The 15,368-nt window shown below is 37.7% G+C and carries 15 protein-coding genes; 7 read left to right on the top strand and 8 right to left on the bottom strand.

What is annotated here, in order from left to right; translation table 11 throughout:
- The first annotated feature begins 27 nt into the window (after positions 1-27).
- From rpsM to rplQ, 5 genes are read left to right on the top strand one after another with little or no spacing between them, the layout of a single operon-like run.
- Complete coding sequence (rpsM, locus tag A9G28_RS01310) at positions 28-384, top strand: 30S ribosomal protein S13 (RefSeq protein ID WP_065567151.1); 357 nt, start codon at positions 28-30, stop codon at positions 382-384.
- 15 nt (positions 385-399) lie between these two features.
- The gene (gene rpsK / locus A9G28_RS01305; protein WP_025314405.1) at positions 400-789 is read left to right on the top strand and encodes a 30S ribosomal protein S11; all 390 of its coding nucleotides are present in this window, start codon (positions 400-402) and stop codon (positions 787-789) included.
- Between the two features lie 41 nt (positions 790-830).
- Positions 831-1,451: a 30S ribosomal protein S4 gene (gene rpsD, locus A9G28_RS01300; protein WP_065567150.1), complete on the top strand. Its 621-nt coding sequence runs from the start codon at positions 831-833 to the stop codon at positions 1,449-1,451.
- Positions 1,452-1,476: 25 nt separating this feature from the next.
- Positions 1,477-2,466, top strand: coding sequence for a DNA-directed RNA polymerase subunit alpha (locus A9G28_RS01295; protein ID WP_065567149.1), 990 nt, complete (start codon positions 1,477-1,479; stop codon positions 2,464-2,466).
- 29 nt (positions 2,467-2,495) lie between these two features.
- A complete protein-coding gene (gene rplQ, locus A9G28_RS01290; RefSeq protein ID WP_065558593.1) occupies positions 2,496-2,882 on the top strand; it encodes a 50S ribosomal protein L17 in 387 nt (128 codons plus the stop codon).
- Positions 2,883-3,072: 190 nt separating this feature from the next.
- Here rplQ and A9G28_RS01285 read toward each other — a convergent pair whose 3' ends face one another.
- The 4 genes from A9G28_RS01285 to fabI form a co-directional block, all read right to left on the bottom strand.
- Positions 3,073-3,276 (bottom strand): SlyX family protein, encoded by a 204-nt coding sequence (locus A9G28_RS01285; protein ID WP_065567148.1) that lies wholly within the window; start codon positions 3,274-3,276, stop codon positions 3,073-3,075.
- A 58-nt stretch (positions 3,277-3,334) separates the two neighbouring features.
- Entirely contained in the window at positions 3,335-4,003 is a 669-nt protein-coding gene (radC, locus tag A9G28_RS01280; RefSeq protein WP_065567147.1) for a RadC family protein, read from the bottom strand.
- 176 nt (positions 4,004-4,179) lie between these two features.
- Entirely contained in the window at positions 4,180-4,740 is a 561-nt protein-coding gene (gene slyD / locus A9G28_RS01275; protein ID WP_065567146.1) for a peptidylprolyl isomerase, read from the bottom strand.
- Between the two features lie 637 nt (positions 4,741-5,377).
- Positions 5,378-6,166, bottom strand: a complete 789-nt coding sequence (fabI, locus tag A9G28_RS01270; RefSeq protein WP_065567144.1) for an enoyl-ACP reductase FabI — start codon at positions 6,164-6,166, stop codon at positions 5,378-5,380.
- Positions 6,167-6,360: 194 nt separating this feature from the next.
- Between fabI and tehB the strand changes: the two genes are divergently transcribed.
- Positions 6,361-7,221 carry an SAM-dependent methyltransferase TehB gene (gene tehB, locus A9G28_RS01265; RefSeq protein WP_065567143.1) on the top strand — a complete coding sequence of 287 codons (861 nt, stop codon included), beginning with the start codon at positions 6,361-6,363 and terminating at the stop codon, positions 7,219-7,221.
- A gap of 56 nt (positions 7,222-7,277) precedes the next feature.
- Here the strand turns inward: tehB and fmt are convergent, their stop codons facing one another.
- Positions 7,278-8,231: a methionyl-tRNA formyltransferase gene (gene fmt, locus A9G28_RS01260; protein ID WP_065579553.1), complete on the bottom strand. Its 954-nt coding sequence runs from the start codon at positions 8,229-8,231 to the stop codon at positions 7,278-7,280.
- A 430-nt stretch (positions 8,232-8,661) separates the two neighbouring features.
- Positions 8,662-10,539: an SLC13 family permease gene (locus tag A9G28_RS01255; RefSeq protein ID WP_081301475.1), complete on the bottom strand. Its 1,878-nt coding sequence runs from the start codon at positions 10,537-10,539 to the stop codon at positions 8,662-8,664.
- A 261-nt stretch (positions 10,540-10,800) separates the two neighbouring features.
- On the opposite strand from A9G28_RS01255, the gene A9G28_RS01250 reads away from it, so the two are divergent.
- Complete coding sequence (locus A9G28_RS01250; protein WP_065567142.1) at positions 10,801-12,522, top strand: thiamine pyrophosphate-dependent enzyme; 1,722 nt, start codon at positions 10,801-10,803, stop codon at positions 12,520-12,522.
- A gap of 105 nt (positions 12,523-12,627) precedes the next feature.
- Here the strand turns inward: A9G28_RS01250 and edd are convergent, their stop codons facing one another.
- Complete coding sequence (gene edd / locus A9G28_RS01245) at positions 12,628-14,433, bottom strand: phosphogluconate dehydratase (RefSeq protein WP_065579535.1); 1,806 nt, start codon at positions 14,431-14,433, stop codon at positions 12,628-12,630.
- Positions 14,434-14,479: 46 nt separating this feature from the next.
- Positions 14,480-15,010, bottom strand: coding sequence for a gluconokinase, GntK/IdnK-type (locus tag A9G28_RS01240; RefSeq protein ID WP_065579534.1), 531 nt, complete (start codon positions 15,008-15,010; stop codon positions 14,480-14,482).
- Positions 15,011-15,368 lie beyond the last annotated feature (358 nt).

The following is a 15,368-nucleotide window of genomic DNA, read 5'->3' as shown; positions in this document are numbered from 1 at the left end:
TAAACATTAACAATAAAGGAGTGCATAGTGGCCCGTATAGCAGGCATTAACATTCCTGATCAACAACATGCTGTGATTGCTTTACAAGCGATTTATGGTATTGGAGCTACCCGTGCTAAGACAATTTGTTCTGAAGCCGGTATTCCTGAAAATGTTAAGATCAGAGAACTATCTGAAGATCAGATTGAAAAGTTACGTGAACAAGTCGCTAAATTTACCGTTGAAGGTGATTTACGTCGAGAAGTAACTATGAGTATCAAGCGTTTATTAGACCTTGGTTGTTATCGTGGCATGCGTCACCGTCGTGGGCTTCCTGTTCGCGGTCAACGCACAAAGACTAACGCTCGTACCCGTAAGGGACCGCGTAAGCCAATCAAGAAATAATTGAGGTATAATTAAATGGCAAAGACACCTGTTCGTACACGTAAACGTGTAAAAAAGCAAGTTTCTGATGGTATAGCTCATATTCATGCATCATTCAACAATACAATCGTAACTATTACCGATCGTCAAGGTAATGCGTTAGGTTGGGCAACCGCTGGTGGTTCTGGTTTCCGTGGCTCTCGTAAGTCAACACCTTTTGCAGCTCAAGTAGCAGCGGAACGTTGTGCTGAAGCTGTCAAAGATTACGGAATTAAGAATCTGGAAGTTATGGTAAAAGGACCTGGTCCTGGTCGTGAGTCAACAATTCGTGCATTAAATGCTGCGGGCTATCGCATCACTAACATTACTGATGTTACTCCGATTCCTCATAACGGTTGTCGTCCACCAAAGAAACGTCGTGTTTAATTTATTAAACATTGAATGTTTAGGATTATTGGAGAAATAAAATGGCAAGATATTTGGGACCAAAACTCAAATTAAGTCGTCGTGAAGGTACAGATTTATTCCTTAAATCTGGTGTCCGAGCGGTTGACAGTAAATGTAAATTAGAACAAGCTCCTGGGCAACATGGTGCGCGTAAACCGCGTTTATCAGATTATGGTGTTCAGTTACGTGAAAAACAAAAAGTTAGACGTATTTATGGAATTTTAGAACGTCAATTCCGTAATTACTACAAAAGCGCAGCGCGTATTAAAGGCAATACAGGTGAAAACCTACTTGGTCTTTTAGAACGTCGCTTAGATAACGTTGTTTATCGCATGGGATTTGGTGCTACTCGCGCTGAAGCTCGTCAATTAGTTAGTCATAAAGCTGTTCTTGTTAATGGTCGCGTTGTAAATATTGCATCTTACCAAGTTTCACCTGAAGATGTGATTAGTGTTCGCGAAAAGTCAAAAAAACAAGCACGTATTAAAGCCGCTTTAGAGTTAGCTGAACAACGTGAAAAACCAACATGGTTAGAAGTTGATGCTAGCAAAATGGAAGGCGTATTTAAACGCTTACCAGAACGTTCAGATTTATCTGCTGACATCAACGAACATTTGATCGTCGAACTTTACTCTAAGTAAAGTTTAGCACTTAAGAGAGGACATAATGCAGGGTTCTGTAACAGAGTTTTTAAAACCTCACCTAGTTGATGTTGTTCAATACAGCCAAACACACGCCAAAGTGACTTTAGAGCCACTTGAACGTGGTTTTGGTCATACTTTAGGTAATGCACTACGCCGCATTTTATTATCATCTATGCCGGGATATGCAGTAACCGAAGTTGAAATTGACGGTGTTCTGCATGAGTACAGTACTAAAGAAGGCGTTCAAGAAGATGTACTTGATATTTTGCTTAATTTAAAAAAATTAGCAGTGCGTGTACATACTAAAGATGATGTTATGCTGACGTTAAATAAATCAGGTATTGGTGCAGTAACCGCATCTGATATCACTCACGATGGTGATGTTGAAATTGTTAATCCTGATTTAGTAATTTGTCATCTTACTGATGCCAATGCTTCAATTAGTATGCGTATTCGTGTACAACGAGGACGTGGTTATGTCCCTGCTTCTGCTCGCGTTAAGTCAGAAGATGAAGAACGACCAATAGGTCGTTTGTTAGTTGATGCATGTTATAGCCCTGTAGAGCGTATCGCATATTCTGTTGATGCTGCTCGTGTGGAACAACGTACGGATTTAGATAAGCTTGTTATCGATATGGAAACAAATGGGACTATCGATCCTGAGGAATCTATTCGTCGTGCATCAACTATTTTGGCTGAACAACTTGAAGCTTTCGTTGATTTACGTGATGTGCGTCAACCAGAAGTGAAAGAAGATAAACCGGAATTTGATCCAGTTCTCTTACGTCCAGTAGATGATTTGGAATTAACTGTTCGGTCTGCTAATTGCTTAAAAGCAGAAGCAGTTCATTATATTGGTGATTTAGTGCAACGTACTGAAGTTGAGTTACTTAAAACTCCTAATCTTGGTAAGAAATCGCTTACTGAAATTAAGGATGTGCTCGCCTCTCGTGGCTTATCTTTAGGCATGCGTCTTGAGAATTGGCCACCAGCAAGTATTGTTGAAGACTAAGATAAAATTTATATAAGAAGGATAAAGTTATGCGCCATCGTAAAAGTGGTCGTCAACTGAACCGAAATAGCAGCCATCGTCAAGCAATGTTTCGTAACATGACAAGTTCACTTGTTGAACATGAAATCATCAAAACTACATTGCCTAAAGCAAAAGAGTTGCGTCGTGTTGTTGAACCGTTAATTACGCTAGCCAAAAGCGATAGCGTAGCTAATCGCCGTCTGGCTTTTGCTCGTATCCGTGATAAAGATACAGTGAAGAAATTATTTTCAGATTTAGGCCCACGTTTTGCTACCCGTCCTGGTGGTTATGTACGTATTTTAAAATGTGGTTTCCGTGATGGAGATAATGCTCCAATGGCTTATATCGAATTAGTTGATCGCCCTGCAGTAGAAGCAGAAGCAACAGCTGAATAATTATTAAATCATTGCGTATTAAAACCGGCTATATGCCGGTTTTTTATTTTCTCATTTACACTTATTGTAATTATATTTTAAATTATAAAGTGCCAACCTTATTTAAAGTTAGTTGTCAGTTAAATGATGCTAAAGAATTATCAACTAACTAAGGCAGGTGAATAACAATTATCGATGTAAGTGTAGTTAGCTAATAATGAGGTGGTGGTGTTTCTTCCGATAAGTTGGCAATATTCGATGATTGTGTTGCTTGTAGCTTTTGTGATAATAAAGTCAATTGCTCTTTTAATTTGCTGATATCTGCTTGAAGGGTTGTTACCATACGGTTTAATTCCTCAATGGTAACTTCTTGAAAAGCAACTTTAGTTTCAAGTAATTCTAGTTGTTGATTCATAAAAACAGGCTTATGTATGCATATAATATATATGCTATATTGTAAGTAAAAATGGCTATCAAATCCATCCCCGTTCGGCAAAAGAGACATATTCGCCTTTACCAATTACAAGGTGATCAATAATACGAATATCAATCAAGTTACAAACTTGATCTATTTTTACTGTTAGCGCACGGTCAGCTTGACTTGGTTCGGCTATGCCTGAAGGGTGGTTGTGTGCCAAAATTAATGCAGCGGCATTATATTGTAATGCTCGTTTAGCGATTTCTCGAGGGTGAACTTCTACACAATTATAGGTACCGATAAACATTTCTTCTGATGAAATAACATGATTTTGGTTATCTAGAAAAATCACCATAAAAACCTCACGTTCTTTATCTGCCAAACGGCTAGCTAAATAATGGTGGGTTAGTGCTGGTGAAGTCAGTGAGTTTTCATTGGATATTTTAACTTTTAGATATCGATGTGACAGCTCGACAACAGCTTTTAGTTGGGTGTATTTTGCTGTGCCTAACCCCTGCTTTTTGCAAAAATCACTATGGCTTGCATTAATTAAATTATAAAAAGAACCAAACTCATTTAACAATTTTTGTGATAGTTCTAAAACAGGTAAGCCTTTGGTGCCTGTTCGTAAAAAAAGTGCAAGTAATTCTGCATCACTGAGAGTTTCAACGCCAAATTTTAACAGCTTTTCCCGTGGCATCAACGAAGCTGGTTGTGAAGACATAATGCTAAATTCCAATAATAGCAAAATCTAGATTATTAACGGAAAAATTAACAGTACAAAACAGTGTTATAAAATATTGGGATTTATTTCACAAATTATTAAGTAATATTTTGGATATCTGGCAAATAAAAAGCGCTATATAGCGCTTTTATCATTACATCCTAAACGACGACAACTTAGTGGCAACCGCAACCGCCATGGCCTCCGCCACAACAACCACTATCATCATCTTCATGGTCATGGCCACCACAACCGCAACCACCATGATCATGCCCATGCTCACCATGAATATGACCGTGGGCTATTTCTTCTTCTGTGGCTTCACGAATAGCTAATACTTCAACGTTAAATTTTAGATCTTGTCCCGCTAGCATATGATTACCATCAATCGTGATATTATCACCATCGATAGCGGTAATTTCAACTGGTAAAGAACCATGCTCAGTATCAGCAAAAAAGCGCATACCGACTTCTAATTCATCAACACCGACAAACACATCACGAGGAACATTTTGCACAAGTGCATCATTAAAATCACCATATGCATTAATTATTTCAACTTCAAATTTATCACCAACTTGATGACTTTCTAAGGCTTTTTCAAGATCTTGTAATAAGTTTCCTGCGCCATGCAAATACTCAAGCGGAGCAGTTGCTGTTGCTTCATCAACAAGAACGCCATCTTTCGTTCTAACTTGGTATGCTATACTTACTACTGTGTTTTTTGCTATTTTCATTTTATCTCCAACGGGCTATAACGAGCAAATAAGCTATAGATTTTAGCTGAAAAAAGATTATCTGTATGCTAATTTCTCTTTTATTTTGTAAAAATATTTTAGGAAAGTATAATGATCAAGTAGCATTATGAAAGCAATTTATTCAAATAAAATAAAAATATTGGGTATTATTCTTGATAAAGGTATTTTACTCACTTTCGATATTTAATCAGGATGAAGTGATAAATATCCCTTAATAAACAGATCTCATTCTAATATTGGCGCTAGCTAGATAATTGATATTAGAAATAGTCCAACTTTGAGATGATTTAATCGATGATCAAATAGAATTGTTTTATGAAGTTTTTTAAAATAAAAAAATTGATAGATAATTATTGTTTTTGTGGGATTCTTGTCCAATAGAAGCTATTTGAATTACTGATGAGGAGCTTTTGGCATAACGCAGTTAATTGTTTATATTATTGGCAAATAACAGCTGATTATCCTCTAAATTCTGTAATAAATTGATGCAGTATTCGAGTCAATAAGACAAGTTTAACGCTCAATATCATCCCATATAAGATGTAATCAAATAGTATTCCTTATAAATAACTAGAATAATCTCTCCCGCCTGAGGCGAGAGAGAAAAATCATAAGCTTATTTAAGCTCTAACTCATTCATTGCAGCAATACTAAACCCACCATCAACATGGATGACTTCGCCAGTAATGCCAGATGCTAGATTTGAGCATAAAAACGCAGCCGAATTGCCCACATCTTCGGTAGTAACTGTGCGACGAATTGGCGTGACTGATTCACAATGAGATAACATTTTCTTGAAGTCTTTAATGCCAGATGCTGCAAGCGTACGAATTGGTCCTGCTGAAATGGCATTAACGCGCACACCTTCTGGTCCCATGGCATTTGCCATATAACGAACATTGGCTTCTAATGATGCCTTAGCTAGGCCCATTACGTTATAGTTAGGAATCGCACGTTCAGCACCTAGATAAGAAAGAGTGACTAAAGCTGAATTTGGATTTAACATCGATCGGCATGCTTTTGCCATCGCAACAAAACTATAAGAGCTGATGTCATGTGCAATAGCAAACCCTTCACGAGTTACTGCGTTAACATAATCGCCATCTAATTGATCGCCAGGTGCAAAAGCAATAGCATGGACAAATCCGTCAAATTTATCCCAAGTTTTTGCAAGTTCTGCAAATAGTTCAGTGATGCTATCATCGTGAGCGACATCGCAAGGTAAAACGATTTTAGAACCAAAATCAGCAGCGAATTCTTCAACACGTGTTTTTAATTTATCATTTTGATAAGTAAAAGCTAATTCAGCTCCTTCACGATGCATCGCTTGTGCAATACCATAAGCAATAGAACGATTACTTGCAACACCAGTAACCAGTATGCGCTTACCTGCTAAAAATCCCATAAATTATTCCTCTAATGTTTCTACTTTAATAGATTAGGATAGTGACGATTATATGTTGATAACGGCAATTGCGCCACAATAAATTTATGTTTCGCAACTTGTTGTTATTTTATCTTGTGTTACTGTGAGTTGTTTATGTGCTTAGCCATTGACTATAATAGCTAACTATTAATTTGTTTTAAGGATGATGCAATTTGAAAAACTTAGTTAATTATAAAATGTTGCCAATTTGGGATGCGCAAAACTTACCGCCATCATTTAGCGAAAAGCACAATACCCAAGCGGGCACTTGGGCAAAATTACATATTATTGCTGGTAGTTTGGATTTTGAAATGCTAACTGAGCAAGGCGAGGTCATAAGTCGACATCACTATGATATTGAGCATCAACCACCATTTGTATTGCCTCAGCAGTGGCACCGTATTGCCAAGGTGTCAAATGACCTACAATGCCAACTCGCTTTTTATTGTCAACCCGAGGATTACACGCATAAAAAGTACCAAATGACTAAGACGCATTCTGAAGTCGTGTCAGCGTGTCAATTTATTCCTAGGGGGCGGGTGTTAGATCTTGGCTGTGGATCTGGTCGTAATTCGCTTTATCTTCAGCGGTTAGGCTTTGATGTAGAGGCGGTAGATAAATCTCAATCAAGTATTGAGAATCTACAACAAATTATTACAAACGAAAATTTGCCACGTATAAATGCTACGATTTATGATATTAACCAAGCAAACTTAAAAGGTGAATATGATCTAATTATCTCAACTGTTGTGATGATGTTTTTACAACCCGATAAAATCCCAGATATTATTCATAATATGCAACAAGTTACCCAATATGGCGGTTATAATTTAATTGTTTGCGCAATGTCAACGGATGATTACCCATGTTCTATCGGATTTTCATTCACATTTAAAAAACAAGAATTATTAAATTATTATCAAGATTGGGAGATCATAAAATATAATGAAGATATTGGCCAATTGCATAAAACAGATATTCATGGTAACCGAATAAAATTAAGGTTTGCTACACTTTTGGCGAGAAAACGATAAATATTACAGGATGAAATCCTGTAATATTAGCGCTTAGATTGTGAGCCTACGTATTGTTAACCCATGCTTAGTTGTTCACCAACAACAAACCATGTTTTACGAGAATTTAATAAATCTTGCGCTGACATCGGCTTTTTACCCGCAGGTTGTAGAAGTGTTATATTCAATGCATTTTGGCTAGTTGCAATACAAATACCATTTTTGTCTGCTTTTAAAATAGTGCCTGCGGGTTGTTCTGTGTCAATTTCAACAACATCGGCTTGCCATACCTTAATCGGCTCACCATTAATGTCAAAATAGCTAACTGGCCATGGGTTAAAAGCGCGAATACAACGTTCAAGTTGCTTAGCAGGTAGGCTCCAATTAAGTTTTGCCTCCTGTTTTGAAAGTTTTTCGGCATAAGTTGCTTGTGATGAATCTTGTCTTTCTGGTTGGATTCTTCCTTCGCCGATTAAGGCTAATGTATCAAGTAGCGCTTGTGGTCCTAATTGGGCTAGTTTTTCATACAGTGATGCGCTGGTGTCGGTATGCTCAATTGGGCAAGAAAGTTTATATAACATATCACCCGTATCAAGCCCTGCGTCCATCTGCATGATAGTAACACCTGTGACTTGATCGCCAGCCCAGCAAGCACGTTGAATAGGTGCTGCACCACGCCAACGTGGTAGTAATGAACCATGCACATTCAAACAGCCTAATTTAGGCATATCAAGTACAGATTGTGGTAAAATCAGCCCGTAAGCAACAACAATCATAATATCAGCATTTAATTTTTCAATAATTTTTTGATTTTCTTCATTTTTAAGCGTTACTGGTTGATAAACAGTAATATCATGCTCAACAGCCAATTGCTTAACAGGGCTTGCTGTTAACTTATTACCACGACCAGCAGGTCGGTCGGGTTGAGTAAAAACAGCAATCACATTATGATGAGACTCAATTAGCGCCTTTAGATGAGTCGCGGCAAAATCAGGTGTGCCAGCAAAAATAATATTTAATGGTTTAGTTATATGTGGCATTAGCGTTATATCCATAATTAAAAGATAATAGAAATTATACCCCAAATTTTAGCAAGAATCTTTAATCAGCAAGGAGTGATATTTATTTGTATGCTTTCGGGTGTGCTAGGCTTGCTCCGTTGGTGGTTTATTCTGATGCCAAATAACAACCGTCCACAGCCGATTGGGGGAGAGTTAAAAATGGGGATATTTGGCGCTTAAAAATCATTCAGAAAACCCATTGATTTTATTGAAGTTTTTATTTTGATTTTTTTATGAAAAAATAACTGTTTTTTCCCCCTAAAGGCTAATACCGTGCTTATACGGTGTCAGAATGTGCTACCGACGGTATGAGGTTAGCACGCCAAACAAGGATGTTTAGCGATGCTATTTTATTGGGAATAATTTTGTTATAAACAAATTAATAAACAATTATTTAGTTTTAAAATGGTAAGAATATTGGCACTAGTGCAATATCAACTGCCATCACCAAAAACGTTAATGGCACGCCAATTTTGACAAAATCTCCAAAGCTATAGCCACCAGGTGCTACTACCATGGTTTTAATTGGTGAAGACACTGGCGTAATAAATGACGCTGATGTGGCAATGGCTACCGTCATAGCAAATGGGTACGGCGAATAGCCAAATTTTAATGCTAAATCAATAGCAATTGGTGCAATTAAAATGGCTGTTGCGGTATTGGATATAAATAAGCCAATTGTTGAGCATAATAAAAAAATAAATGTTAGTACCATATAGGGACCAAAATGGCGCAGGTGGATTTCGAGCCATACGGATATAAGTGATATCCCTCCTGTTTTATTGAGAGCTAGTGCAAAGGGCATCATACCAATGATTAAAATTAATGTTGGCCAGTGGATTGATCGGTAAGCGCTGGCCATGTCAATGCACCGTGTTGCACCCATTAATAAGCAGGCAATGAGTGCAGCTACGACATTTGGTACAATACCTGTAACCATGAATAGAATCATTATGGCTAAATTAATTAATGCTGCATATGCCTGTGAACTTGCTGGTGCGACATCATCAATATCTGATGGGTAATCTAATACAACAAAATCGCTTGTTCGTGTTTGTAGTTTTTGGATCGATCCCCAGTCACCACACACTAATAATGTATCGCTCATTTCTAGGCGCTCTTGGAATAAGTTGTTGGTTTCAACAGGGGCATGATTGCGCCAGATGCCAATGACAGTTAGGAAATATTTTCCCCTAAAATTAATTTCATTGAGTGTTTTACCACATAATGTTGATTCTGGTAAGAGTGCAACTTCAGCCATGCCGACTTCTTTAACTTGTTCTGAAAAATATTCGCCACGTAATACTTTCGGTTCAAGGTGATTGGTGGTTAAAAAAGTGCGGTAGTCGGCTTCAGAATGCGACATGTCAAGTAATAGAATGTCATTTTCACGAAATTCAGTTGATCCATTAACGGGGATTAGTACTTTTTGAAATTTTCGCCAGCGCTCAATACCAATCACATTTACGCCGTGTTCACTACGTAGATGTAAACCATCGATAGTGCGCCCCACAAAAGGTGAGCCAGCAAGTATCTGTGCTCGGTGTGCACGACCAATTAATTTATAGTCTCGAATTAAATCGGTTATTTTTCGCCTTTGTGGCTGGGTATTGGTGGGGGAGGCTTGTTCCGCTGAGAGTAACCAATTTCGAGTTAATACACAGTAAATGATCCCAACTGCTAAAACACCTAAACCAATTGGTGTAATTGAAAAAAAACCAAATTCAGTTAGTTTAAAGTGGCTCAGTTCACTGTTGACAACTAGGTTGGGGGCTGTGGCCACTAAAGTCATCATGCCACTAATTAAAGCAGCAATACAAAGTGGCATCATTAATTTTTTTACATGAATGCCAGTGTGATTAGCAATGCTGATAGCAACAGGGATGAAAATAGCAACAACGCCTGTTGAGCTCATTACTGAGCCGAGCAAGGCAACGCCTAACATGATATAGATAATAATACGGATATCGTTTTTGCCTGCTATTTTAAGAATATACTCGCTCATTTTGTATGAGATACCTGTTCTTACAAGGCTTTCTCCAATTATAAATAATAATGCAATTAGGATTATGTTGGGATCACTAAAGCCTGCTAATGCTTCTGATGGCGTGAGTACGCCAGTGATGGTAATGGCTGTAATTGTCAGTAATGCAATAATGTCCATTCTTAATTTGCTCAATGAGAATAGCATAATTGCAATAAACAATAATAAGCAGACAGTAATCAGTGGCGAATATTGGGAAAAAGAGCTCGGTAAAAAGGCTGTAATCGATGACATTAAATTATGTCCAGATGGCGATTGTTCCACGGAATATCACTCTATTGTTTCGAGAAGATTTTCGACATAATACCTTGGTTTATTGCAATAGGGAATATCTTCACACAAAGTTTGTTATGCAATAAGCAGATAAGCGTTCTGTTCATTGCTTGTTTTTTAGCATTTCTTGCTGTTTATTTTAAAGGCTATTCGCGTTATTTCAAAGTGGGTGTAATTTATACGGATGAGGTAAGTCATTGAGCGAACTTTTGAGGAGAGAGTATGTCATCAAAAAAAACAGTAGCACAAATTATAGTTGATATTTTAGCTGAGGCGGGTGTTAAACATTGCTATGGTATTGTGGGTGATACGTTAAATCACATCACCTCAGCCATTAAAAGAAGTGATATTCAGTGGGTGCATGTTCGTCATGAAGAAGTTGGTGCTTTTGCTGCAGGAGCTGAAGCTTATTTGACCGATCAAATCACTGCTTGTGCTGGCTCTTGTGGGCCAGGCAGTTTGCATTTTATTAATGGTATTTATGAAGCACAACGCAATCGAGTTCCTGTTATTTTGTTAGCAAGCCAGCTTGTTACTTCACAGCAAGGAACAGATTTCCCACAAGAAGTTGATTTTGAAACGTTATATAAAAATTGTTCTGTATTTTGCCGGCAAATCAATGATCCTACTCAAGTAAGAGAAATCACTACAGCAGCCATTCAAACAGCAATTAACCAACGAGGCGTAGCCGTTTTAGTTATTCCGTATAATGTGAGTTTAGAGAAAGTGGAGGATAATAGCCACCGTAAAATTTATCATCCTCACCCTATTATTCGTCCATCAGATCAAGAACTTAGCAAAATTGCCAGTATGCTAAATAAAAATAATAAAGTGACTATTTTTGCAGGTCAAGGTGTCTATGAAGCTCATGATGAGCTCATTGCTTTAGCTCATAAATTAAAATCGCCTATTGTACATACTTCGAGAGCTAAAGATTTTGTTGAATATGATAACCCTTACAATGTTGGCATGACAGGAATGTTTGGCGTTGAGTCAGGAACCACCGCAATAAAAGAGTGTGATGTACTTTTAATGTTAGGTGCTGATTTTGCATGGTCACAATTCTACCCAGATAAGGCTGCTATTATTCAAGTTGATATTGATGCAACTCACCTTGGACGGCGGCATCCTGTTGATATCGGTGTAGTTGGGAGTTGTAAACCGACTTTGGCAACACTGCTACCTTTAGTTGATGAGAAACAAGATGATGAGTTTTTAGGGTTATGCCAAAAATTGTACACCAAATCAATGAAAAAATTGAATAAAAAAACGATTCCTTCTCGCTCAACCATTCATCCTCAATATTTAACTGAACTTATTGATAAATATGCAACTGATGATGCTGTACTTTGTGCTGATGTCGGTTCGGCAATGGTTTGGGCTTGTCGCCATTTTAATACCAATGGCAAAAGACGCACCGTAATCAGTTTAAAACATGGCACAATGGCTAATGCGATGCCACAAGCTTTAGGGGTACAAAAAGCATTTCCAAATCGGCAAGTGATCTCCTTGTCAGGCGATGGCGGTATAAGTATGTTGCTGGGCGATTTATTAACCACAATTCAAGAACAGTTACCTATAAAAATTATTGTACTAAATAATAGCTCGCTCAACTTTGTTGAATTAGAGCAAAAATCGGAAGGGTTAGTTGATCACTATACTGACTTACAAAATCCTGATTTTGCAAAACTTGCTGATTCAATTGGCCTTTTTTCTATCAGGGTGGATGATTCTGATTTACTTGAGTCTGCTGTGCAATCATTTTTAGCTCACTCTGGTCCAGCGTTATTAGATGTTAAAACCAGTGCTAATGAACTTGTTATGCCCCCTGAAATCCACGCATCGCAAGTAATGGGAATGGCACTTTATGGTGTCAAAGCCTCATTACATGGAAAAATGGGGGACGTGGTAAATTTATTGGTAGATAATTTTATTAAGAAATAATTTATTTATACCGATAAATTTATTTATAAAGAAGTTTCAGCTAATACCTAATTTTTAGTCTATTTTCTTAAGATTTCTGCCACTGTATGTGGCAGATTAAGCATATTAAAAGCTAACCGCACCTTCTTCTGCGGTAGTTAAATTTTCTCTGATAATGGTAAATAGTTCTCTTCCATAACCAAGATGCGAATCGGTTAATTCGAAAGGATAAGGTGTACGTTTAGCTAATTCAGCTTCGTCAACTAATAGAGTTATTTCACCTGTTTGCCCATTTACACGGATCATGTCGCCATTTTGTACTTTACTAAGTAAACCGCCATCATAAGCTTCAGGGGTAACATGGATCGCTGCTGGAACTTTTCCTGATGCGCCCGATAATCGACCGTCAGTTAATAATGCAACTTTGTAACCTTTATCTTGTAGCACACCTAGCGGTGTTATCAATTTGTGCAATTCTGGCATACCAATAGCTTTGGGTCCTTGATAACGTACAACAACCACACAGTCTTTATCTAACTTACCGGCCTTATATTCAGCCTCTAAATCATATTGGCTATTAAAAATGACCGCAGGTGCTTCAATAATTTGATGTTCAGGCGCAACTGCTGATGTTTTCATTATTGCACGGCCAAGATTGCCAGACATCACTTTTAATCCGCCATGTGAATTAAACGGTTTTTGGATTGAGGCAATCACGCTATCATCTAATGATTTTGTTGGGCCGTTGCGAAAAATGAGTTGACCATTTTCTAAAATCGGCTCTTGGGTATAACGGCTAAGTCCATGTCCTACCACGGTTTGTACATCTTCGTGTAATAAACCTCCTGCCAATAATTCGCGAACCAATAAAGATGTGCCTCCAGCAGCTTGAAAATAGTTGATATCAGCAGGTCCATTTGGGTAAATTCGACAAATTAAGGGGACTACGGTGGATAGATCTGAAATATCATCCCAGTTAATGATAATTCCCGCAGCTTTAGCCATGGCTACAATATGCATAGTTAAATTGGTTGATCCCCCAGTGGCAAGTAATGCCACTAAACCATTAATAATGACTTTTTCGTCAACCATTTTACCAACGGGCATATAATTACCCGATTGGTTCGTTAGGCGAGTGATCTGTTTAGCAGCAGCATTGGTTAACTCAAAACGCAATGCTGTTTCAGGATGAACAAATGCCGCGCCCGGTAAATGTAACCCCATTAATTCCATTACCATTTGGTTGCTATTGGCTGTACCATAAAAGGTGCAAGTGCCACTAGTATGGTAAGAGGCTGATTCAGACTCAAGCAAATCTTCACGCGAAGCTTTACCTTCCGAATAAAGTTGGCGGATACGCACTTTTTCTTTATTTGATAGTCCTGATGGCATTGGTCCTGCAGGAACAAAAATGGCAGGTAAATGCCCAAAAGTTAATGCACCAACCAATAAGCCAGGCACGATTTTATCGCAAATGCCAAGGTATAGTGCGCCATCAAACATATTATGTGAAAGCCCAATTGCTACCGACATGGCTATGACATCACGACTCATTAATGATAATTCCATTCCAGGTTCGCCTTGAGTTACCCCATCGCACATGGCCGGCACGCCGCCAGCCATTTGACCAACAGCGCCAACTTCGTGAAGCACTTTGCGTATTTGTTCAGGATAGCATTCGTAAGGCTTGTGCGCTGAAAGCATATCATTGTAGGAATTAATAATGCCAATATTACTTTTTAAGATGTTTTTTAGATCGTTTTTATCATCAATACAACAAGCCGCAAAACCATGGGCTAAATTGCTGCATGGTAAACTAGAACGGGTGACTTTTTTGCTCATCGCGTGTTCTATTTTTTGTAAATAAGCTTGGCGAGTCGCTTTAGAACGCTCAATAATACGTTGAGTTACAGCTTGAATGATGCGATTCACATTAACCTCTTAAATTATCATTGTTATCTTTCTAATTTTATTTATATTATTCATAATTACATATTGAACGTATGACTTGCTCTGTATCATTGACAACATCAGTTAATGGTTGCTCAATGTTAACCGTATAGACATCTTTTTCATGAATCGTTGGCTCTTCTAGCGTGTCAAATTGTGATTGTAGCATTCCGCTTTTTTGGTAATGGCCTTTACGTTTAGCTAATCGCTTAGCAATGACATCATAGCTTCCTTTTAGATAAATAAAGTGAATGTTTTTATTTTCACCACGAATAATATCTCGGTATTTTCGTTTTAACGCTGAGCAGATAATAATTGAAACATCATTAACATTGCGCATTGCAAATGCGGCATTGCTAATTAGGTTAAGCCAAGGCATTCGATCTTCATCGTTTAATGGTGTGCCATTTCGCATTTTTAAAATATTGGCTTTAGGGTGCAAAAAATCGCCATCTAAAAAAGACGCATCAAGGTTATAAGCTACTTGCTTGGCAACCGCTGATTTACCACAACCTGACACACCCATTAATACAAAAATTGGTTTATCTTGTGTTGTCATAGTAAACTCTTCCACTATTTTGTTACTGGTAACATGTTACAAATTAAGATTTTTTTTGCAATTTAAAAAAGTTTATTTTGTGATCTGGATCGAGTTTTTCTTTTTATTTTTAAATAGATAGATCTTTTGCTGTTTCAGAGGCTATCAAATAATATGTACGACAATCTAGGATTGATTGTTTAGTCAAAATTAAAAGAAACTAAGATAAGTATCTCTGTTAAATCGCCTTGCCGTTAATCGAGCTGCAAAGTTCAAAACAATGGGGGGTTTTACTTATTTTTTGTAAAAAATATTCAGGATACTATACCATTTTACCGGTGGAGATAATGTATTACATCAACTTCAAATTAACAACTTA

Origin of the sequence: Gilliamella sp. Fer1-1, from assembly GCF_001690825.1 — a bacterium.
Taxonomy (GTDB): domain Bacteria; phylum Pseudomonadota; class Gammaproteobacteria; order Enterobacterales; family Orbaceae; genus Gilliamella; species Gilliamella apicola_C.
Note: the sequence above shows the minus strand (reverse complement) of the source record. Positions and strands in the feature narration are given on the sequence as shown.

Coding starts and splice junctions, on each gene's coding strand:
- rpsK (WP_025314405.1), top strand. CDS start 400: ATGGCAAAGACACCTGTTCGTACACGTAAACGTGTAAAAAAGCAAGTT.
- rpsD (WP_065567150.1), top strand. CDS start 831: ATGGCAAGATATTTGGGACCAAAACTCAAATTAAGTCGTCGTGAAGGT.
- A9G28_RS01295 (WP_065567149.1), top strand. CDS start 1,477: ATGCAGGGTTCTGTAACAGAGTTTTTAAAACCTCACCTAGTTGATGTT.
- rplQ (WP_065558593.1), top strand. CDS start 2,496: ATGCGCCATCGTAAAAGTGGTCGTCAACTGAACCGAAATAGCAGCCAT.
- A9G28_RS01285 (WP_065567148.1), bottom strand. CDS start 3,276: ATGAATCAACAACTAGAATTACTTGAAACTAAAGTTGCTTTTCAAGAA.
- radC (WP_065567147.1), bottom strand. CDS start 4,003: ATGTCTTCACAACCAGCTTCGTTGATGCCACGGGAAAAGCTGTTAAAA.
- slyD (WP_065567146.1), bottom strand. CDS start 4,740: ATGAAAATAGCAAAAAACACAGTAGTAAGTATAGCATACCAAGTTAGA.
- fabI (WP_065567144.1), bottom strand. CDS start 6,166: ATGGGATTTTTAGCAGGTAAGCGCATACTGGTTACTGGTGTTGCAAGT.
- A9G28_RS01255 (WP_081301475.1), bottom strand. CDS start 10,539: ATGTCATCGATTACAGCCTTTTTACCGAGCTCTTTTTCCCAATATTCG.
- A9G28_RS01250 (WP_065567142.1), top strand. CDS start 10,801: ATGTCATCAAAAAAAACAGTAGCACAAATTATAGTTGATATTTTAGCT.
- A9G28_RS01240 (WP_065579534.1), bottom strand. CDS start 15,010: ATGACAACACAAGATAAACCAATTTTTGTATTAATGGGTGTGTCAGGT.